Origin of the sequence: Coleofasciculus chthonoplastes PCC 7420, assembly GCF_000155555.1 — a bacterium.
Lineage (GTDB): Bacteria > Cyanobacteriota > Cyanobacteriia > Cyanobacteriales > Coleofasciculaceae > Coleofasciculus > Coleofasciculus chthonoplastes_A.
Genome location: NZ_DS989877.1, coordinates 42,801 through 63,785 on the forward strand (window position 1 = coordinate 42,801; position 20,985 = coordinate 63,785).

At 45.3% G+C, this 20,985-nt stretch carries 18 protein-coding genes and 1 pseudogene; 6 read left to right on the forward strand and 13 right to left on the reverse strand.

Annotation, left to right across the window (positions count from 1 at the left end):
• Positions 1-7: 7 nt before the first annotated feature.
• The 5 genes from MC7420_RS32805 to MC7420_RS32825 all read right to left on the reverse strand — a co-directional run bounded on the left by MC7420_RS32805 (position 8) and on the right by MC7420_RS32825 (position 3,088).
• On the reverse strand, positions 8-688 hold the full coding sequence (locus MC7420_RS32805) for a DUF3226 domain-containing protein (protein ID WP_006106139.1): 681 nt from the start codon (positions 686-688) through the stop codon (positions 8-10).
• Positions 688-1,794, reverse strand: a complete 1,107-nt coding sequence (locus MC7420_RS32810) for an AAA family ATPase (protein WP_044211048.1) — start codon at positions 1,792-1,794, stop codon at positions 688-690. Before MC7420_RS32810 ends, MC7420_RS32805 begins: the two co-directional genes overlap by 1 nt.
• 193 nt (positions 1,795-1,987) lie before the next feature.
• Positions 1,988-2,284: a type II toxin-antitoxin system RelE/ParE family toxin gene (locus MC7420_RS32815; RefSeq protein WP_006106102.1), complete on the reverse strand. Its 297-nt coding sequence runs from the start codon at positions 2,282-2,284 to the stop codon at positions 1,988-1,990.
• Positions 2,281-2,511, reverse strand: coding sequence for an addiction module protein (locus MC7420_RS32820; protein WP_044211050.1), 231 nt, complete (start codon positions 2,509-2,511; stop codon positions 2,281-2,283). Before MC7420_RS32820 ends, MC7420_RS32815 begins: the two co-directional genes overlap by 4 nt.
• Before the next feature lie 106 nt (positions 2,512-2,617).
• On the reverse strand, positions 2,618-3,088 hold the full coding sequence (locus MC7420_RS32825) for a hypothetical protein (RefSeq protein WP_006106120.1): 471 nt from the start codon (positions 3,086-3,088) through the stop codon (positions 2,618-2,620).
• Between the two features lie 120 nt (positions 3,089-3,208).
• Here MC7420_RS32825 and MC7420_RS32830 point away from each other — a divergent pair, with 120 nt between their 5' ends.
• Positions 3,209-3,421: a helix-turn-helix domain-containing protein gene (locus tag MC7420_RS32830; protein ID WP_006106074.1), complete on the forward strand. Its 213-nt coding sequence runs from the start codon at positions 3,209-3,211 to the stop codon at positions 3,419-3,421.
• A gap of 69 nt (positions 3,422-3,490) precedes the next feature.
• Here MC7420_RS32830 and MC7420_RS35970 read toward each other — a convergent pair whose 3' ends face one another.
• On the reverse strand, positions 3,491-5,821 hold the full coding sequence (locus MC7420_RS35970; protein ID WP_083799245.1) for a tetratricopeptide repeat protein: 2,331 nt from the start codon (positions 5,819-5,821) through the stop codon (positions 3,491-3,493).
• 174 nt (positions 5,822-5,995) lie between these two features.
• Here MC7420_RS35970 and MC7420_RS32840 point away from each other — a divergent pair, with 174 nt between their 5' ends.
• A complete protein-coding gene (locus tag MC7420_RS32840; protein WP_006106159.1) occupies positions 5,996-6,523 on the forward strand; it encodes a hypothetical protein in 528 nt (175 codons plus the stop codon).
• Positions 6,524-6,712: 189 nt separating this feature from the next.
• Here the strand turns inward: MC7420_RS32840 and psaB are convergent, their stop codons facing one another.
• Positions 6,713-8,941, reverse strand: coding sequence for a photosystem I core protein PsaB (gene psaB, locus MC7420_RS32845; protein WP_006106157.1), 2,229 nt, complete (start codon positions 8,939-8,941; stop codon positions 6,713-6,715).
• A gap of 155 nt (positions 8,942-9,096) precedes the next feature.
• Positions 9,097-11,352 (reverse strand): photosystem I core protein PsaA, encoded by a 2,256-nt coding sequence (psaA, locus tag MC7420_RS32850; RefSeq protein WP_044211051.1) that lies wholly within the window; start codon positions 11,350-11,352, stop codon positions 9,097-9,099.
• A 431-nt stretch (positions 11,353-11,783) separates the two neighbouring features.
• Here psaA and MC7420_RS38775 point away from each other — a divergent pair, with 431 nt between their 5' ends.
• The 4 genes from MC7420_RS38775 to MC7420_RS32870 all read left to right on the forward strand — a co-directional run bounded on the left by MC7420_RS38775 (position 11,784) and on the right by MC7420_RS32870 (position 17,065).
• Entirely contained in the window at positions 11,784-13,751 is a 1,968-nt protein-coding gene (locus MC7420_RS38775; protein WP_198016615.1) for a hypothetical protein, read from the forward strand.
• Complete coding sequence (locus MC7420_RS40945) at positions 13,751-14,098, forward strand: hypothetical protein (RefSeq protein WP_006106115.1); 348 nt, start codon at positions 13,751-13,753, stop codon at positions 14,096-14,098. Before MC7420_RS38775 ends, MC7420_RS40945 begins: the two co-directional genes overlap by 1 nt.
• Positions 14,099-14,123: 25 nt before the next feature.
• Positions 14,124-15,614 (forward strand): thioredoxin-like domain-containing protein, encoded by a 1,491-nt coding sequence (locus MC7420_RS32865; RefSeq protein WP_006106155.1) that lies wholly within the window; start codon positions 14,124-14,126, stop codon positions 15,612-15,614.
• A gap of 146 nt (positions 15,615-15,760) precedes the next feature.
• A complete protein-coding gene (locus MC7420_RS32870; RefSeq protein ID WP_006106106.1) occupies positions 15,761-17,065 on the forward strand; it encodes a hypothetical protein in 1,305 nt (434 codons plus the stop codon).
• Here MC7420_RS32870 and MC7420_RS40950 read toward each other — a convergent pair.
• From MC7420_RS40950 to aspS, 5 genes and pseudogenes are all read right to left on the reverse strand, one after another.
• The gene (locus MC7420_RS40950) at positions 17,003-17,374 is read right to left on the reverse strand and encodes a hypothetical protein (RefSeq protein ID WP_157453432.1); all 372 of its coding nucleotides are present in this window, start codon (positions 17,372-17,374) and stop codon (positions 17,003-17,005) included. The genes MC7420_RS32870 and MC7420_RS40950 overlap by 63 nt on opposite strands.
• Positions 17,367-17,510: pseudogene (locus MC7420_RS37590) on the reverse strand (UPF0175 family protein); the annotation flags it as partial. The gene MC7420_RS40950 and the pseudogene MC7420_RS37590, both read right to left, overlap by 8 nt.
• A gap of 83 nt (positions 17,511-17,593) precedes the next feature.
• Entirely contained in the window at positions 17,594-17,722 is a 129-nt protein-coding gene (locus MC7420_RS43095; RefSeq protein WP_006106142.1) for a hypothetical protein, read from the reverse strand.
• A gap of 594 nt (positions 17,723-18,316) precedes the next feature.
• Complete coding sequence (locus MC7420_RS32875) at positions 18,317-18,955, reverse strand: Uma2 family endonuclease (RefSeq protein ID WP_006106089.1); 639 nt, start codon at positions 18,953-18,955, stop codon at positions 18,317-18,319.
• Positions 18,956-19,116: 161 nt separating this feature from the next.
• Complete coding sequence (aspS, locus tag MC7420_RS32880) at positions 19,117-20,925, reverse strand: aspartate--tRNA ligase (RefSeq protein ID WP_006106097.1); 1,809 nt, start codon at positions 20,923-20,925, stop codon at positions 19,117-19,119.
• Positions 20,926-20,985: the final 60 nt, after the last annotated feature.

Below are 20,985 nucleotides of genomic sequence, written 5' to 3' on the forward strand. Positions count from 1 at the left end.
GCTACATTTATTCTGAAGTATCCGCTAACTCAAATAGACGTTTTAACCATTCAACAAACTTGTTCGCGATTTCAGCATTATAACTCAGTACCTGTGCAGTAATGGCTTGTCCCATTGGCATTCCTGGCGTTTCTTGCCAAGCTAACCAGATATGAATTAAGGCTTTGGGATGATGAATTGGCGTGTAACGATTCAATTTCAACTGTTCAATCTCTTCCAAAATCGCCTCGGCTTTTGGACGCAAATTATCATCAGAGGGAATTAGATGGGCAACAAAATCTTCCAACATTCCAGGAAGTTGATTATCAGGCATTAACCAAACGCCTATTTTAGGTTTGTCTGGTTGTGTATACACCCAGCCATCTGGAGGAGGTACTGTCGGAATCGTCTGATATCCACTCTCCACGAGTCGATTTCGTATAGCTTGCCATCGTGCCAGTAAATCTTGATCAGCATCAACGACAATTCCTAATGTTTGTAATTTGGGTTGTTTGATTCTCAATTTTAAACTCTCTAAAATTTCGTCAATCCCTCCTCTATCGATTTCTTTCCCCGGTACTTCTACAGAAAAGGTTTCTGGTAGGTTATATTGTTCACATAAAGCCCAAATCACATGTTGGTCATTCTTCCCTTCAACCAACAATAACTGCTGAGGTTTGGGTAAAGGAGGTTTTCGTGCTTTTGGCATTAACGCACCTCAATACTTTGGCGTACAGCGACGGATAGTTCATCAGCCGGATATTCAACCGGACGTATATCTTCACCCTTACGACTCAATCGAAATAATTTGCTCACTGATGGATCATCGAATTCATCCACGGCTTCTTGAAACGCACAAATGCAGTCCCAACTATGAGTTGTCGCAAAAACTTGTATGTTTAATTCATTGGCTACTTCTAGTATAAATCTCCACATATCAGTCTGGACTTCATAATATAGACCTGTTTCAATTTCGTCTATCAGCAAGACACCATTCTCAACTGTCACGGCTGCCATGGCTAAGTTTAAAATGCGTCGCATACCTTCGCCCATGCTACTGAGAGGAATTGGGTATTCTTTATGACGCCTCAACAGAATACCACTATTGAAGTTTGGCTTGCTTGTAAAACTAATTCGTTCTATATTTTTATCTAATATTTTCAAAGCGTCTATTACCTGATCTTCTTTTGGTGTAAGAGTAATATCATTCCATATAGCAGATATGTCCAGGTTGCTTAAATTATTACTTGGAACAAACCAACTTTTATTCAAGAATTTGTATTCTGGCTTTGATGAACCAGAATATTGATTGGAAAATCCAGGGAATGTCAGCCATCTAGCTTCTATTGAATCATCAGAATATACAGGAACATGATAGGTTTCTTCTTGTGAGTTTAATCGAATAACCAATTCAAAGGGAGTTGTAATTTGAGTTTGACTGCGAAGTTGAGGTGTCTCTAGTTTTTGTCTAATAATTTCAACTTGTAAATTCTGATCTTGGGTTGAACTAAAACTGATTGTTGAATTTAAGCTCGGTGCATGACCATAAAATAGATGGCTAATTTGATAGTGAAACTGAGGGTGGGGGGGTTCACCGGGCAGGCTAAAGCTGGAGCGTTCAACCAGTTCACCTCGGTTATGGAGTAAATAGGCTAAACGTTGAGGATTGCCTTGATTAACGAATAGATACACAGCTTCCAATAATGTGGTTTTTCCACAATTATTCATACCCACGAGTAAATTGACTCGCGCTAACCTATCGATATGAAAGTTCTTGAAGCAGCGATAGTTTTGTATAGTGAGATCACGTAACATAAACTTTTAGCTAAAGGAGCAGTGATTATTTCTTATCTTAGAGGCTAATCGTCACTGTGGTCATAGCTGGGTGATAATGAGCGATCGCACGTTGATCGGTCATCGTCTATTGTTTTAGCTGGTAGGCTTGTCCCATTGGCATTCCTGGCGTTTCTTGCCAAGCTAACCACGTAATTAAAACACACGTTATTAACTACTTACGATTTCTCCAATACTGGGGTCTGCGCTTGTGATGCGCTAATGCCAAAATCCGAATTTGGTTGTTTTCCAGGAGGCGATAGAGTAGAAAGTAAGGAAATTTGGGCAGGATGAGACGACGAATAGAACCTCGAACTCTTGAACCCGCTTCTGGATAAATTCTGAGGAGATTAACTGTATTTTCGACGTCTTCTAAATACTCCAAGCCAAGTCCCGGTTGTTGCGCTTCGTAATAGGCTATGGCATCGGTTAACTCCTGACTTGCCAATGGATGAAATATAACCGTTTTCATTGCCAGGACGCACGAATCTGTTGAAACACGTCCTCAGCCGGAATACCAGTGACTTGACCATCGTCTATTTCGCGATCGCGTGCTTCAGCTTCTTGAGTCCAAACACGTTCAACATCCTGGTCAATTTCACTGAGTTGACTCAAATGTTCCAGAAGTCGCGCCAGCAATGCAACTAGAGAGTCTTTAGGCAGAGCAAGGACTTCAGCTTCAAGCTGTTTGAGGGTCATAGGAGTTTTAGCTCAAGATGGGCAACTATCCTTATCATAATCATATCTTGCGATCGCACGTTGATCGGTCATCGTCTTGTTGCCTTGGTTAAGCCAGATTCAGTTATCAAAAGTGACGCCACCAATATTGTTCTAGCTGGTAGGCTTGGCGCAGGTGTTGTAAGGCGGCTGTTGATAACAATCCTTTTACCAGAGCAACAAATTGTCCCCACGCTAGCAATTGCGACTCACTTTTTGCTCGGTTGAACTGATATCTATAGAATATTGTCCAAAACTCTGGAGCAATTTGAGATTTCCAGCGCTTGCGCCAGCGCACCATGTCTTGAGGCGTGGGAGGTTCGGCTTCCAGGATTGGCGGAAAGTCTGCATAGCTGACGAATCGGCTCAAACCTTTACCGCGAACATAAACGATATGTTGCCAGCACTCAATGCGATAAATCTCGTCAGGAGAGCGGTTAAACAGCAAGGCGACAGTTTCGACGGTGACGAATCGTGCCAAGGGGTGACGGGTGGAGGATTTGTAATTGAGTTTTGAGGCTTCAAAGGTGGGCGTTTTTGTGGTATGTGTTGATAACATAGAAATTACATCCCATTTAATGGGACATTGGCGCGATCGCTCTTAGGTTTGTCAGACGGAAAGAGCGATCGCTTTATATATCGGAATTATCATAAGGTGCAATTGCACCAATAGTCAAGTATGGGTTTAGTCAGGCTGAAAATTCGCGAACTGGCGGCTGAGAAAGGCTGGACGCTCAAGGAGGTTGCTGATCGTTCTGGCGTGACGTACAACACGGTCAAAAGCTATGCCCGCCGTTCCGAGTTGTCAATGGTAGACTTTACCGCGATTTATAAGTTGGCTCGAACCTTTGATGTGATGATTGAGGATGTGGTTGAGATTTTAGAGGAGTAGACGCGATACACTTCCGTTGAACACTACTAGCGTTAAACTGCCTTGGGTTTAACATTTATTCAGCAACCCCTATTTACAACTTATGGAATTCAACAATGATTTGACTTTTTTAGCATCTCGTATCATACCTAGCTCGATAAAATAATTATGTGCTTTGTTTGCATATTCTCGTGCTTTATCAAAATTACATTTAGCCTTCTCTAGATTAGCAAAAGAAGCCAAATAATAGGCTGTTCTACGTTTGTCTTTAGCCGCTTTAACCTCATCAAATCCAATGACAAGAAGATTTTCAGCTTTATTGAATTCACCTTCAGCAATAGCAATATCAGCTAGAATTTTTTGACTGTAATTTTTCTGGCGTTGATTTTGAATTTTTTCTGATTCTTGAATCACCTGATTACAAAGAGCTTGAGCTTGAGAATATCGACCTTGCTCAAATAATACTTCTGATCGTTCTCTATCTATATAAATTTGATGAGCAATACGCTTTTCGTTTGTTAAATTTGTATCATTCAGAATTTTCTGTTCTCGGTTCAACCACTTGTGTGCTTCTTCAGGCTTTTCTAAGCGAAGATAAAGTCCAGCTAAGTGATTGGTTAAGTAGTCTAAATCATCAAAATCACCGTATTGGCGTAATTCCCATGCTTCCAATAAAAGTTTCTCGGCGTTTTCTAAGTCGTTGGGTTTACCCATCAGTAATAATGTTCGTCCCTTACGAGACTTGGCTCCCAAAGTAGTCTTATGCTCCCCTCTTAATGTAGATGCTTTAATAATCCAGCCAAGCCAGAATCGCCTATCTTGCCAATGACCTCTGAGATTAGCGTAGTTATTCAAATATGACCAGAGTTCTTTAACATCTTCATAACGTTCTTCATCTTTACACCAGCGAAGAACAGCTAAAATATTTTCCCACTCTTCGTGTAAGCGATTGTACCCTGCGACAAATCGCTCTGGCTTTTTTTCTGGCTCATGATGTTTTTTAGCAAATTTTTTATACCATTCTAGCCATCGATTCAAAGCTTCTTTTTTAAACTCTTGATTTTTGCGTAATTCTGCTAAAGCATACTCACGGGTCAAAGGCAACATTATATAACGTCCTTTGTAAAGGCGTATCAGAGAAATCTGTTGCATTTTTTCTAACCCCTTATTAATTGAAATCATTGGTTCTGTACTGAGTCCAGCAACTTCAACAACTGCATCTCGATCAGGTGATTTGTGAAAGATAGCTATAGACATCAGTAACCTATATGCATGTTCATGTTGCCTCTTGAGATCATCGACTGACTGTTTAAAGCAAAAATGAGCTACATCATTATGGTTACTTTTTAAGTCTGCCAATACTGTTGTGATAGAGTTGCTCATGGCTAAACGACCCATAGTATAAATAATGACAATAGGAATCCCTCCACTAGCTTTAATCAGGTTATTTTTATCCTCATTCGTTAGAGAAATTCCTTTATCATCAGCTTGCTGCTGGATTAGTTGTTTACTTTCTCGTTTAGATAATGAATCTAGGCGAATAGGGACAAAACAAACACCTATTTGCTCACGGGTAGTAATGACTGATTTAACAGTTTTAGGTAATTCGTAAAGAAAAGATAAGACTCTATTTTTATTTTCGATTGTTTCCAGGTTATCAATAATTAATAAAACTTTTTGCTGTCGGAGTCTTTTCCTTATTCGTTCTACCTCATTTTCATGCATGATTGACGGATCATCTAATGTAATTGAAATTGTTCTCCGAATTTCTTGGAGTGTACGCTGAGGATTGAGTTTATCTAAAATTCGGTCTGGTAAAAGTTGATTTTCTTTGGCAGAGGTAAAAATAATTGCATCAAATAAGGGGATTTCACAAGTAATTTTTGAAAGGGTAGAACTATCAGATCTAGCATTTCCGTATTCTCTGTACTCAAGACAGCGATATGCTGCTTCTACAACTAAAGCCGTCTTTCCAACACCACCAATCCCATCTACTGTAATAATTGGAGCGGCATGATCCTCAGATAGGTATCTCATCAAGTCGCATAGTTCTTTTTCACGACCGATGAATTTATAATCCTGTGGGGGTAGGTTCTGATTCGGGAGTGTGCTTAAATGTTCACGACTCGGTTTAACGACAAGTGAGTCAGTAGACTCTCTGGTTTGAACAGGTGGATACCAATCATTGGGATCGACGATATCTGTGGGTTCTAGCTGGAGGACTTTGGCAATTTTCTGGATTGCGTCTTTTTGAGTTCTACGTCCCCAGTGAGGATGTAATAAATTTTTAACCTGCTGTTCGCTAACATCCGCCTCTGTTGCTAGACGTTCTTGGGTATAACTCATTTCGCGCATTTTGTTGTCAAGATGTCTCGAACCATCTTGGCTAGCCAGAAAACCTCTTCTGCGTTGCTGAGTCATAAGTGATAATTAGATGGATTTACTTCTACTGTACTCAAAAATATTCACAATGCCGATAAGTGTGGTTACGTGCGAATAAGAAATCAAGACTTATTTACATTTATTTCGTCTGGACATTAACTCACTAACCTCGATAGGCTTGAAACAAATGGAACGTTTTGAGGAGATACACTGATGTCTTTACAACATACTGCTCAAATCCTTGCAGAAGAACCAACTTCGCAACATTTACCCAACACTCTCAACTCGGTCAATGTCCCACTATCAGGTAAAAATTTGTCTGCGAAAGTAGACCAAACGTTAAAAACGTCATCCAAAATTCGCATCTGCAAAATAATGAACCATAAACTTCGCCTGTTAATTCCGTCTACCATTCATATTGATATTCCTTGGGAAACTTCGGCTTATGTGGAACAAGCCAACCAATTATTGAGTGAGTGTTTTGGGGGCAGTATTTGTAAAAAATTTGTCGGTTTCTATCAAAGTAGTGATTATCGCCTCATCAGTGAGTCAATTTTTGAAGTCGAAGTTTGGATGACAGAGGTAGAACTGCTGCACCATCTTCCTAAGTTAGAAGACTTCATCCTCCAATTGCTAACAGAATTGCAACAAGAAACAGTTTTTTTGATAATTGACGATACAGCTTCACTAATAGAGAAGAGGAAAACCGATAATTTCAACTTTGAAGCCATAGCTGCATAGAATGATGGATTTAAATTCTCCCTGGTGTAAGTGCAACCCAATCTAGGTTAGCTAGCTCCTAAGTCCGCGTAGGCGGACTTTGTTTGTGTAGCCGTGACTTCCAGTCGCTGGGGTAAAAAAGGGCTTAAACAAAAAATCCCCCACCCGAAGGCAGGGGATTTATTTAATTACCTACAAGGCTTCAGTTCGCTAACCGAACTTACCCGCAGTCGAGGCAATCACAAACGCCGCGTAAGTTAAGACATACCCCACAGTAAAGTGAGCTAAACCAACCACACGAGCTTGAACGATGGACAGAGCAACCGGCTTGTCCTTCCAACGAACCAGGTTCGCCAAAGGAGTACGCTCGTGCGCCCAAACCAACGTTTCAATCAGTTCTTGCCAGTAACCACGCCAGCTAATCAGGAACATGAAGCCAGTCGCCCAAACCAGGTGTCCTAAGAGGAACATCCAAGCCCAAACAGACAGGTTATTGGTTCCAAACGGGTTGTACCCGTTGATTAGCTGAGAGGAGTTCAGCCAGAGGTAGTCGCGTAGCCAACCCATCAGATAGGTTGAGTTCTGATTAAATGTAGCTACGTTGCCTTGCCAGATGCCCAGATGCTTCCAGTGCCAGTAGAAGGTTACCCAACCAATGGTATTCAGCATCCAGAACATGGCTAGATAGAAAGCGTCCCAAGCGGAGATATCGCAAGTGCCGCCACGACCGGGACCGTCGCAGGGGAAGCTGTAACCGAAGTCTTTTTTATCGGGCATCAGCTTAGAACCACGGGCATCCAACGCACCTTTGACCAGAATCAAAGTGGTGGTATGCAGACCGAGTGCGATCGCGTGGTGAACTAAGAAGTCACCAGGACCAATGGTCAGGAACAAGGAGTTCGTACCATCGTTAATCGCATCTAACCAACCGGGTAACCAAACGTTCCCGTAGTTGGGCCAAGCCGTGGTTGCAATGCTATCAGGATTGGATAGCAGCGTATCGAATCCGTAGAGCAGCTTACCGTGAGCCGCTTGAATCCATTGAGCGAAAACTGGCTCAATTAGAATTTGCTTTTCAGGAGTCCCAAATGCTACAACCACATCGTTGTGAACATAGAGACCTAAGGTGTGGAATCCGAGGAACAAGGAAACCCAGCTCAAGTGAGAGATGATTGCTTCCTTGTGATCCAATACCCGTGCCAACACATTGTTCTTATTCGCTTCGGGGTCGTAGTCCCGCACCAGGAAGATTGCTCCGTGGGCGAATGCACCAACCATTAAGAAGCCCGCAATGTATTGGTGGTGAGTGTACAACGCTGCCTGCGTGGTATAATCCCGCGCCATAAAAGCATAAGGCGGCAAGGAATACATGTGTTGCGCCACCAGCGAGGTAACTACACCTAAGCAAGCCAAGTGCCAACCTAACTGGAAGTGCAGCGAGTTGTTATAGGTGTCGTAGATTCCTTTGTGACCTTCACCCAACAAACCACCAAACGGGGTTCCCGGAGGGGGATTGTGCGCTGCCATGATGTCTTTCATGCTGTGTCCAATACCGAAGTTCGTCCGGTACATGTGACCCGCAATGATAAACAGAACAGCGATCGCCAGGTGGTGATGAGCAATGTCGGACAGCCACAGGGATTCAGTCTGAGGATGGAACCCACCTAAGAAGGTAAGAATCGCAGAGCCAGCACCTTCGGACGTACCAAAGATATGGTTGGCTGTATCTGGATTCTGGGCATAAACCCCCCAGTTTCCTGTGAAAAACGGAGCTAAACCCGCTGGGTGTGGCTTGACGGACAGGAAGTTATCCCAACCCACATGCTGTCCCCGAGCTTCGGGAATCGCAACGTGAACCAGGTGACCCGTCCATGCTAAGGAACTCACCCCAAACAAACCCGCTAAGTGGTGGTTTAGGCGAGACTCAGCATTTTTAAACCAAGCCAAGCTGGGACGGAACTTGGGTTGTAAGTGCAGCCAACCTGCAAACAGGAAGACGGCGGATAGCACCAGGAGGAACAATGCCCCTTGATACAGATCCCCATTTGTCCGCATCCCTACGGTGTACCACCAGTGATACACCCCAGAGTAAGCAATATCAACAGGGTTAGACGCACCGGCTTGAGTAAACGCATCAACAGCCGGTTGACCGAATTGAGGGTCCCAAATCGCGTGGGCGATCGGACGGACGTTGAGCGGATCTTTGATCCACTGTTCAAAGTTGCCTTGCCAGGCGACGTGGAACAGACTGCCAGAGGTCCACAGGAAAATGATTGCAAGATGACCGAAGTGAGAGGCGAAAATCTTCTGATAAAGATTTTCCTCCGTCATGCCATCATGGCTCTCAAAGTCATGGGCGGTGGCAATTCCGTACCAGATTCGACGTGTTGTCGGATCTTGAGCGAGATCCTGGCTAAATTTCGGAAATTTTGTTGCCATCTGTCTTTCGTTAGGAAATCCTACAGAGACTTATGCTTTTGCTGCTCGTTTTCTGTCTTTTTTGACCCCCTGGAACCGAAGTTCCAGTTTGGGATGGGGTCGAGACAGGCAAGACATGGTGTCCTGCTTTATAGTGGTATCGATTCAAACAGCCGTCATCCGACTGATAGGATTCGTGCCAGGAAGAACGACCAAGTGGTGACAATTCCTCCTAGGAGGTAGTGAGCTACCCCCACAGCCCGACCCTGAACGATGCTCAGAGCGCGAGGCTGAATCGCTGGAGCCACTTTTAGTTTATTATGCGCCCAGACAATGGATTCGATCAGCTCTTGCCAGTAGCCGCGACCACTGAACAGGAACATCAAACTGAATGCCCAGACAAAGTGAGCGCCTAAGAACAGGATGCCATAAGCTGACAACGCTGTACCGTAGGAGTTAATCACCTGAGAGGCTTGCGCCCAGAGGAAGTCACGCAACCAACCGTTAATCGTAATGGCGCTGGCGGCAAAGTTACCGCCCGTGATGTGAGACACGGTACCATCGGACGCCACTGTTCCCCACACATCGGACTGCATCTTCCAGCTAAAGTGGAAAATCACAATCGAGATGCAGTTATACATCCAGAACAGACCGAGGAAAACATGATCCCAAGCTGATACTTGGCAAGTACCACCCCGACCTGGACCATCGCAGGGGAAGCGGAAACCCAGGGATGATTTGTCAGGAATCAAACGAGAGTTCCGGGCGTATAGCACACCTTTAAGCAGAATCAGTGCGGTGACATGAATCTGGAAGGCGTGAATATGGTGGATTAAGAAATCCGCCGTTCCCAAGGTGATGGGCATCATTGCCACTTTGCCACCCACAGCAACCATGCCACCGCCAAAGGCGTAGCTGACAGGTTCTAGGGCATTGGGAGCGGTTCCGCCGGGAGCTAGGGTATGCAAATGCTGCACCCACTGAGCAAAGATCGGTTGGAGTTGAATCCCCGTATCCGAGAACATATCTTGAGGACGACCAAAAGCCCGCATCGTGTCGTTGTGAACGTACAGACCGAAGCTATGGAAGCCGAGGAAGATACAAACCCAGTTCAGGTGAGAAATAATCGCATCCCGGTGACGAAGTACCCGATCTAACAGGTTATCCACATGAATATTCGGATCGTAGTCCCGCACCATGAAGATCGCTGCGTGAGCAGCCCCCCCAACGATACAGAATGCACCAATCCACATGTGGTGGGTAAAGATGGACAATTGCGTTCCATAATCGGTGGCTAAGTACGGATACGGAGGCATCGCGTACATGTGATGCGCCACGATAATGGTCAGCGAACCGAGCAGCGCTAAGTTCCAGGACAGTTGAGCATGCCAGGAGGTGGTGAAGATCTCATACATCCCTTTGTGGCCTTGACCGGTAAAGGGACCTTTATGAGCTTCCAGAACTTCCTTAAAGCTATGACCAATTCCCCAGTTCGTCCGGTAGAAGTGACCTGCGATGATAAACAGAACCGCGATCGCTAAGTGGTGATGCGCGGTGTCTGAGAGCCACAATCCACCTGTGGTTGGGTTTAACCCACCTTTAAAGGTGAGGAAGTCAGCATACGCCCCCCAGTTCAGGGTAAAGAAAGGCTTCAACCCTTGCTCGAAACTGGGATATAACTCTGCCATCAAGCTCTTGTTCAGGATGAACTCATGGGGGAGAGGAATATCCTCAGGAGCTACCCCAGCATCCAGTAGCTTGTTGATCGGCAGAGAGACGTGAATCTGGTGACCCGCCCAACCTAATGATCCACAACCTAACAATCCAGCTAAGTGGTGGTTCATTACGGACTCTACATTCTGGAACCATTCCAACTTGGGCGCCCGCTTGTGGTAGTGGAACCAGCCAGCAAACAGCATGAGGGCTGCCATGACTAGACCACCAATAGCGGTGCAGTAGAGTTGGAATTCATTCGTGATTCCAGATGCACGCCAGATTTGGAAGAATCCTGACGTGATTTGAATGCCGTGGAACCCGCCACCGACATCCGCATTTAAAATGTCTTGACCCACGATGGGCCAGACTACTTGAGCGCTTGGCTTGATATTGATTGGATCAGTAAGCCAAGCTTCGTAGTTGGAAAACCGAGCGCCATGGAAATACATGCCGCTCAACCAGACAAAAATAACCGCTAGGTGACCGAAGTGAGCGCTAAAGATTTTGCGCGATACATCTTCTAGGTCACTGGTATGACTATCGAAATCATGAGCGTTCGCGTGAAGGTTCCAAATCCAAGTGGTGGTTTTTGGTCCCTTGGCTAGGGTACGGTCGAAATGTCCCGGTTTAGACCACTTCTCAAATGAAGTAGGAACGGGATCTTTATCAACTGTTACCTTTGCCTTCGTGTCCCGCTCAGGAGGGCTGATTGTCATCAGGAGTCTCCTCTCTATACAAGGAACGAGAAATATCCAAAAGGAAGTTTGCTTTTTTATCAATTTAGCGGAAAGTACCGCTTTTGGCGTAACTTTCCTGGAAAAACGATATCCCCGTTGAAATCTAGGGGATAACTCTTTTGTTGATGATAGGTCTTGCTGGAGGCAGTCTTGGGCTGCACTTAACAAAAATTCAAATTTGAGCAAATCAAGGTCTACTTTGGGTTTTGATTTGAGCAAACTCCCAAAAAAGTCAAGAGTGTGATCGATAAAATTTACAAAACTAAACAATAGATGGGTTTAATCTCAGATTGGTCATTCGTCCTTCGTCCTTCGTTATCTCCCCCATCCATCATGTAGAGGAGGAGTAGAGGAGGAGCCATTGTTCGCTATAGTTCCTAATGAGCAGAATTAGTTGAGGAGATGGTGTGTTGGCTAGGAATCTCTGGTGGAAAACAGTAAGAGCAATTTGTTCAGTCGTACTGGTAGTAGTACTGATGGTGGGACTGGTGGCATGTGGCAAAAGCACCGAAACCTTACCCCCCATTGAAGAGGAAGCCCCACCGCCAACCAAACCAGTGGCACAACTCTCAGAAGTCGCCCCACCCCCAGTGATTCAGCAATTGAACCGCCGCTTAGAAAGCTATCAGCCTCAAGTCACCATCTTGAGTCCCACTCCGGATCAGATTCTCCAAGACATCACCGTCTCCGTAAAATTCCAGGTGCAGGACTTACCCCTGTTCAAAAACCCAGAATTAAACATGGGTCCTCATCTCAACGTAATTCTTGACAATCAGTCTCATATTCCGGTTTACAACGTCGATAAACCCCTAATCTTGGAAGACTTATCCCCCGGAACCCACACCCTAAGAGTGTTCGCCGCTCGTCCTTGGCATGAAAGCTTTAAAAATGAAGGAGCCTACGCTCAAACCACATTTCACGTATTTACCAAAACTGACAATAATAATCCGGTAACCAACCTACCGCTTTTAACCTACAACCATCCCCTAGGCAGCTATGGTACTGAACCTATCCTGCTCGACTACTACCTGACAAATGCTCCCCTGCACCTCGTCGCCCAGGAAAACCCAGAAGACGAAATTGTCGATTGGCAAATTCGCGTCACCATCAATGGTGAAAGTTTTACCCTCGATCGCTGGCAGTCTGTTTATCTCAACGGCTTTAAACCCGGTAAAAACTGGGTGCAGTTAGAGTTTCTGGATGAGCAAGGAAATCCGGTTAAAAACGCCTACAATAACACAGCGCGGCTAATTAGTTATCAGCCAGGGGGCAATGACACACTCTCTCAGTTAATGCGGAACGAACTCTCTATTGAAGTTGCCCGTAGCCTTATCGATCCCAACTATAAAGTTCAAGCCGCACCAACACCCACGCCAGAAGTAACCCCGACACCCGCCCCTGAACCGACTCCATCGCCTACCGTCGAGCCAACACCAATACCGTCAGTGTCTCCCACTCCTGTTGAAGAAGAACCAACGGTTGAACCAGAGATACCCGAAGAAATTCCCACCCCTGAACCCGAAACACCTGTTCAAGAAAAACCAATACCTGAAACCAAAACAGGGGAAGACTCTCCCACAGTCGTAGAACCTGCTACGCCCGATGAAACCTTCCCCTCAGCCAAAGACTTGGAAACTCCTGAAGCCACACCCACAGACAAATCCCCCACCCGTGGCTTTTTCAATCGCTTCTATCAAACCATCCGGGAACGATTCCAAAAACCCAAAGTGTCTCCTACCCCATCCCCTGAACAACCAGAAGAACTAGAAACACCGTTACCTGAACCTGAAGTTTTGCCAGAGGAAACAGAGTTACCGCCAGAACCCCAAGCCGATACAGAACCTGTAACTCCAGACCAAGAAACTCCTGAGGAAGCCTCGGATATCGTGACTGAGGAAACCAAATCTCAGCCAAAACCCGAAGCATCTACACCCCTCGATAAAACTCAAACATCCCCACAGGAACCGCAAGCAAAGACAGAACCTGTAACTCCATCCCAAAAAACTCCTGAGGAAGCCTCGGATATCGTGACTGAGGAAACCAAATCTCAGCCAGAACCCGAAGCATCTACACCTTTGGATAAAACTCAAACATCCCCAGAGAAACCCCAAGCGGAAACCGAACCAGTAACTCCAGCCCCAAAAACTCCTCCACAGCCATCTGAAGTGATTCCAGAGGACACGGAATCGAACCCAGAGACAACCAAAACCGTCCCAGAAGAGGCAACAGAAAAATCAGTAACTCCCGATAAACCATTACCGCCGGAATCCCCTGAATCGGAAGAAAACACGCCAACTCCCTCGCCAACACCAACAATTAAGCCTGTCGTTCCTGACGCTGACTTGCCACCAACCTTACCCGAACTGATTGAAAGATAATGCGAATAACTGGCTTCCCCATAGAACAAAAAGCGAAGCTTTCTTTGGTCTCTCCCATGGAAAAAAAGCGAAGCATCCTCTGGCTTCCCCGTGCAAAAAAAGCGAAGCAACATCTGGTCTCCCCCATGGAACAAAAAGCGAAGCAACATCTGGTCTCCCCCATGGAATCAAAAGCGAAGCAACATCTGGTCTCTCCCATGGAAAAAAAGCGAAGCAACATCTGGTCTCCCCCTTTTGAAGGGGGACGGAAGGGGGATCTGAAGGGGGACGGAAAGCAGATTACATCTGTTGCGAATACTTGGAAAAACGGTATTACGGTGAACGGTGGGTTAGGATCTCAGCAGTAAGCAATGAACAATCACTGAGAATCGCATGACACCACGGGTTCGAGCGCCAGAACTTCCCCAAGACAGCATCTGGTTAAATACCAATCACCCGCTTTCCCTGACGAATTTGAAAGGGCGAGTGGTGATTCTCGACTTTTGGACGTACTGCTGTATTAACTGTCTCCATGTTCTGCCAGACTTAAACTATTTAGAACAAAAATATAAAGATAGTCTGATTGTGATTGGTATTCACTCAGCTAAATTTGATAACGAAAAAGATGCAGAAAATATTCGTCAGGCAATTCTTCGCTACGATGTCGAGCATCCCGTTGTTGTAGACTTTAATGGTAATCTCTGGCAGCAGTATGCGGTTCGGGCGTGGCCCACGTTAATTGTGATTGACCCAGAAGGATATGTGATTAGAGACGTGGCGGGAGAAGGGAATCGAGAGGTTCTCGATCAACTCATAGGGGAACTGATTCAGAAACACCAGCACAAAGGCACAATGACAATGGAGCCACTTCATTTCACCTTGGAAAAACAGCAACATCCCCTGACCAATCCTTTGGCATTTCCCGGTAAAGTCCTGGCTGATGAATTTAGCGATCGCCTATTTATTGCTGACTCTGGTCATCATCGCATTCTGGTGAGTACGTTGACAGGTGAAGTATTAAATATTATTGGTACAGGTGAACCGGGATTGACCGATGGTACGTTTGCCGAAGCCCAATTTTTTGCGCCTCAAGGTATCACCCTAGATCCCGACAACCAGCGTCTTTATGTAGCAGATACGGACAATCATTGCTTGCGCTGCATTCATCTAGAAACTAAGCAAGTTGAAACCATCGCGGGTACTGGAGAGCAAAGTCGCCAGATTCAACCCCATAGCGGTTTAGGGTTACAGACAGCGTTAAATTCGCCGTGGGATATTGAAATAATTGATAATCGCCTGTTGATTGCGATGGCGGGTTCTCATCAAATCTGGGAAATGCAGCTTGAAACGGGTGAGATTGGCACTTATGCGGGGACAGGTGCAGAAGCTTGCTTAGATGGGTCACTTAATGAAGCCGCCTTTGCTCAACCCAGTGGGATTACCAGCGATGGTCGAGAACTCTACGTGGCTGATAGTGAAGTCAGTTCGATTCGGGGAGTGGGTCTAATTAATAATTTACCTGTGCGGACAATTTGTGGCAGTGGTGAACTGTTTGAGTTTGGCGATCGCGATGGTCACAAGTCAGAGGTACGACTCCAGCACTGTTTAGGGGTGGAATATACGCAAAATTACCTCTGGGTAGCGGATACTTATAATCACAAAATTAAGCGCGTCGATCCGACTACAGGGAGTTGTCAGACGTTATTAGGTAACGGAAAAGCGGGACACCGTGACGGTCAGAGTCATGAGGCGGAGTTTGCCGAACCTTCTGGAGTCAGTGCGATCGCGGCTCGTCTCTACATCGCTGATACGAATAATCATGTCATCCGTTGCGTTGATTTGGGTACGTTAGAAGTGACCACTTTAAATTTGAGCGGGTATTAGGTCTTTTGCCTGTTACCTATTACCTTTTTACACGACAGTAGGGGTACGGCATTGCCGTGTCCTCTTCTGTGCTGCTAAAAGATTGCAATTTACGTAGAGAGGGATTAAATTGCAAACTTAAGATATGACTTATTTTCTTGTCATCTGTGAATCACACTGAAACCAGACAACTCGGCTTCTTTTCCTTGGCGGCTTTGCTGGTGTCGGCACATTATGGTTTGGGATTTGTTCTCGGAACCGCCGAAAAAGCCTTAACCTTGGGTTGGGCAGGTAGCCTCTATCCGATTTCTATTGCCCTTGGCACCCTGATACTCCTGGTATTTGCTCGATTCTATTGGCGATCAGTTGAACCAATCTGGACATTACTGGGGAACCGCTACGGATATACTGTCAAAGTGCTGGTGGGAATCATGTCCTGGTTATCGCTAATTGGGATTTTTGCGGTGCAAATTATTGCGGGCGCATTTATCCTCAAAGTCTTAGATTTACCCGTACAGCCCAGTATGCTAGGCTTAGCACTGGTTTTTCTGCTTTCTTCGATACTCCCCATTGAGAAAGCCAGTTGGCTATTCCGGGGATTATTGGGATTCAATATCCTGGCATTATTGTACGCGATCGCGAAACTGCACGCGGTTCCCCTCTATTTGCACGCCCCGATGGATTTCATCCCCGCACTTCACCAGATGAGTCCTCCGGCTTTAATCGGCATCTCCTTATCGACAGTATTGCTGGTGTTGATTGATATGAAATATCACCAATTTGTCGTGCAAGCTAAGAATATGCGTAGCCTCTATCTCGGCTGTGTCTTAGCGGCTATCTTATTCCTGTTTCTGGCATTATTACCGTCTGCTGTAGTAATTGCTAGCCAAACGGCTGGGATTTTACCCACCGATATTGATGGCAAAGCAATCATTCCTTGGATTTTACTATGGCTGGGTGGAGGCGCTAATCACTTGGGGGGACAGTTGTTGATTTTATCATTAATCGTACCCGCTTTAGGCGTCGGGAGTAGTATTTTGCGGGTGCAGACGAAGGTGGTTTTAGACTTTGAATTAATTTCCGATTCTCAACCGAATCGGCTATTGGTTGTCATTATCAATACGGGTTTGGGATTAGCCGTCGCGTTGAAGGGTGGTTCAATTATTAGTCTCATTATCTTGTTTTATGCCGTGTATGTAGCAACCGTTTGGGTTCCCTTTGCGGCTTATCTCGTCGATGAAACCGGAGGCTATACGTTTGCTTCAAGTAGTGTCCGATTGGCATTAATTATTAGTGGTTTTTCGGCAGTAGCAATGCTGATACTAACCTTAATTAAACCAGGCGCGGCTTTTTTTAACAGTGCGGAGTTAAGTATTATCATGTTGGGTATGGGCTTTGGGTGCTTGGGATTAGGCGTAGGTGAAATAATTGAGAAGTATTTGCCTATTTCTCCCATCAAAGAGGAATTGTAAGTCATTTGTCCTTTGTCCTCCGTCCTTTGTCATTCGTTTTGATGCATCCCCGCCAGAAAGATGTAGTAGCGTGGCACATCTAATTGGATGGATTAGGCTTGCGTGCATAAATTGTAGGGGCGTGTAGGGGCGCAAGGCTTGCGCCCAATTTAGCTTATCCGGCGATTCATCCTCCCCATAAGCATAGATTTCATCTCGCACCGCCATCGGTACAACAATCTCAGCACTCAGCACCCGCAATAACTCAAGATACCCACCCTTACTCAAAAAAATCAGTGGTGAAGTATTAATTACCGTCAAGCTAGGCACGCTCTAACTCCTGCTCCAAATCATCGAAATCTACCCGAAAAACATCAATTTTATGCCGAGCCAAAACTTCCAGAAAATCCCGACGATTTAATCCAGAAATCTGCGCCGCCTTCTCCTGAGACACTTCCCCCTGCTGATATAGCAATAGACACATCGATTAGGACGTTCGGCACCATTGTAGAGACGCGCCATGGCGCGTCTCTACATAAATGATGTGTCCTAACAGCCATGGCGGTTGCTATACCAAAATATCGCCGCTGCCAAACGCATCTCCTCCCCAAACTCCTGGGGAGACTTACGCCGTGCTGACAATATTTCCTCAGATAAATTTAGAATAATTTTAACCATTTTATTGGACTCTTGGTATTTTTCATTCTCCCCTTATTGTAGAGTAGTGATGCACCCGACAGGATTAGCGATCGCCTGCGGTAAGTTTCGGGACTGCGCTGTAGGATGGGAATTACACTAAGCTGTCACGCATTTAAATTGGGAATGGGTAGCGAGCAAGATGCAAAGCCTTCGGCATGGCTTCGCTTAACGCACTACAAGGATTTCGCAATTCTTGACATTATGGTTTAAATGCCGAACAGCTTACAATAACCCTGATATCCAATTTTTCAACAGTTTGTTCATGGAGATGGTGCGTTCTCATCCAGATATTTGGTTTGAGATCAGGGGTTGAATTAAGGAACGCACCCTACCAAATCGTACTGGGGCAAATTACGCGATTAAGGAAAGCCATTAGTCTCTTTTATCATAAATAAAACTTGGATGATTTACACCACAGCTTGGAGGGCACGATAGTATCGTGCCCCTACCCAATCCATTATCTCGCTTGTTATCGTAGGGACACGGCATTGCCGTTTCCTCTTCTGTGCTTATCGTGTATTTTATCTATTGTATAAATTTGATCAAATCCCACAATAAATAAAAACCATACAACTAAACTTTGAGTCCTTGTTCAAAAGCATCGATCGCTTCAATTTGGTCAGAAATAAAAACACATTGTTCTAGTAACGCTATATCTAATTCTGGTAATAATTCGCTGGTTACAATTTGTTCATATCCATAGTTATCCTCAAATATAGATAGCGTTGCTTCTCGTAAATGATAGAGTTTTAGTCGATTCTTTTTCCCTAGCCATACCTCAGTCACGCCCAAACGTCGGTAGATATCCAGCTTGTCAATACTGCCACTGGTAATAATGACTTCCACCGCTAAGTCTGGTATATCTTTCTCCTCTCCAATGCAGTAACATTCATCCGGTTCAGCGCCCACTTTTTTAAGTTGCTTCTTGACTCGGGGACTTCCCCTCGGCGTGTGTTTGATTCGCTTTTTTATCAAATAAAACTCTATCAGTGTAGCCAGACGTTTTTTAAGTTTTTCATGTTTAAAAGACGGTGACACAATTTCTAATACTCCATCCGAATAGGTGATGTGGTAATGAGGATTGTTTTCCAGTTTGGCTAGTAGGGCTTCGTATTGATTCCAGCTTACCTCACTCGTCGTGAATATCTCCTCTGGGTCATCAATTTGAGCAATTTCTGGCTCGTTAATCAGTTCTTGGAGACTATTGAGCATTCTTTTTTGTCCTATTGATTCAAGTTGCATTTGGCTGCAATCGCGCCATTGTGCTTCAGCGATTTAATCTGATTATAGGCGTTATCATCTCCCTCTCTCCCAAAATACCCTAGTAGAGACGCGCCATGGCGCGTCTCTACACTATTGCCAAAACGAACGATCTACTTGACCCCAGACGCTTTCTTCGGCTTATAGGTAGAAGCAACGTGCAATTCCTTCAACTGTTTTTCTCCCACCTGGGCGGGTGCTTCCGTTAACAAACAACTGGCTTGCTGCGTCTTGGGAAACGCAATCACATCCCGAATCGATTCTTCCCCGGCTAACAACATAACTAACCGATCTAAGCCATAAGCAATTCCGCCATGAGGGGGTGCGCCATAATCAAAGGCTTCCAGTAAGAAACCAAATTTATTTTGAGCCTCTTCTGGCGACAATCCAATCGCCTCAAATACTCGTCTCTGAATATCCGGCTGGTACATCCGCAAACTGCCACCGCCGACTTCATAGCCGTTATACACTAAGTCATACGCTTGCGCCCTTGCCGTTTTCAGATCATCGATATCATCAGGGTGTGGCGCGGTAAAGGGGTGATGAATTGCCTCTAAGCGCTTTTCATCCGCATTCCATTCAAACATCGGATAATCTGTCACCCAGAGTAAATTAATTTTCGTCGGGTTAATTAGTCCTAACTCTTGACCCAATACTTGGCGCAGACGATCTAATGTTTTATTCACCACATCCGTATCCCCCGCACCAAATAGGAGTAAATGACCGGGTTTTGCCCCTGTAATCTCCAGTAATTTCTGTTTCTGTTCTTCACTGAGATTATCTTTAATCGCCCCAATCGTATCGATTTCCCAGTTGTCTCGCACCCGAATATAAGCTAAACCTTTAGCACCTGCTGCAGCGGCTTCGTTAAACAAGTCACCACTCTTACCGGGTTTAATTCGCACGTTGGAAATTTTGTCGTTACCGCCAGGAATTGGTAACACTTTTACCTTACCCCCAGCCGCCACTGCACCGGAAAAGACTTTAAATCCTGAATCTTTGAGTAATTCCGATACATCCACCAGTTCCAAGCCAAAGCGGGTATCGGGTTTATCCGTACCGTAGCGTTCCATGACTTCAGCGTAGGTAAAACGGGGAAAGGGGCGGGGAATGTCTATCCCTTTTACGGTTTTAAAGATATGACAAACCAAGCCTTCATTAAGCTGGAGAATCTCATCCTGGGACATAAAACTCATTTCCATGTCCAACTGGGTAAACTCCGGCTGACGATCTGCCCTTAAATCTTCATCCCGAAAGCAACGGGCAATCTGATAGTAACGGTCTAATCCGGCGACCATCAACAATTGCTTGAATAATTGCGGGGATTGTGGTAGGGCATACCATTGTCCAGGATTCACGCGAGACGGTACCAAATAGTCTCTCGCCCCTTCCGGTGTGGAACGGGTTAACATTGGGGTTTCCACCTCAATGAAGTGTTGCTCATCTTCTAAATACCGACGAATCGCCTTAATCACCTCATGGCGCAATTCTATATTTTGGCGCATGCGATCGCGGCGAATATCCAGATACCGATATTTGAGCCGCAAGTCTTCCCGCACGGCTTCGGCGTCAGCAGTAGACACCTGAAAGGGTAACTGCTTCCGCACCGTATTCAACGGTGTAATCTGATCCGCATACACTTCCACTTCACCCGTGGATAAGTTTGGGTTGAGCGAATCATCAGGACGCCGACTCACACGCCCGGTAATTTGCACCACATATTCATTCCGCACGGCTTCTGCATTCGGATAAGAATCCGGCGTGCGCTGAGGATCACTAACAATTTGCACAATACCCGTGCGATCGCGCAAATCTAAAAATATCACCCCCCCGTGGTCACGTCGCCGATCTACCCAACCACAGAGGGTAACGGTTTCACCAACATGGTTACTTCGCAATTCGCCGCAATAATGAGTCCGCATAACCGATGAAAAAATAAGTGCTTTGACAGGGAGGAACGTCTAAGGTAACAGAATGTGAAC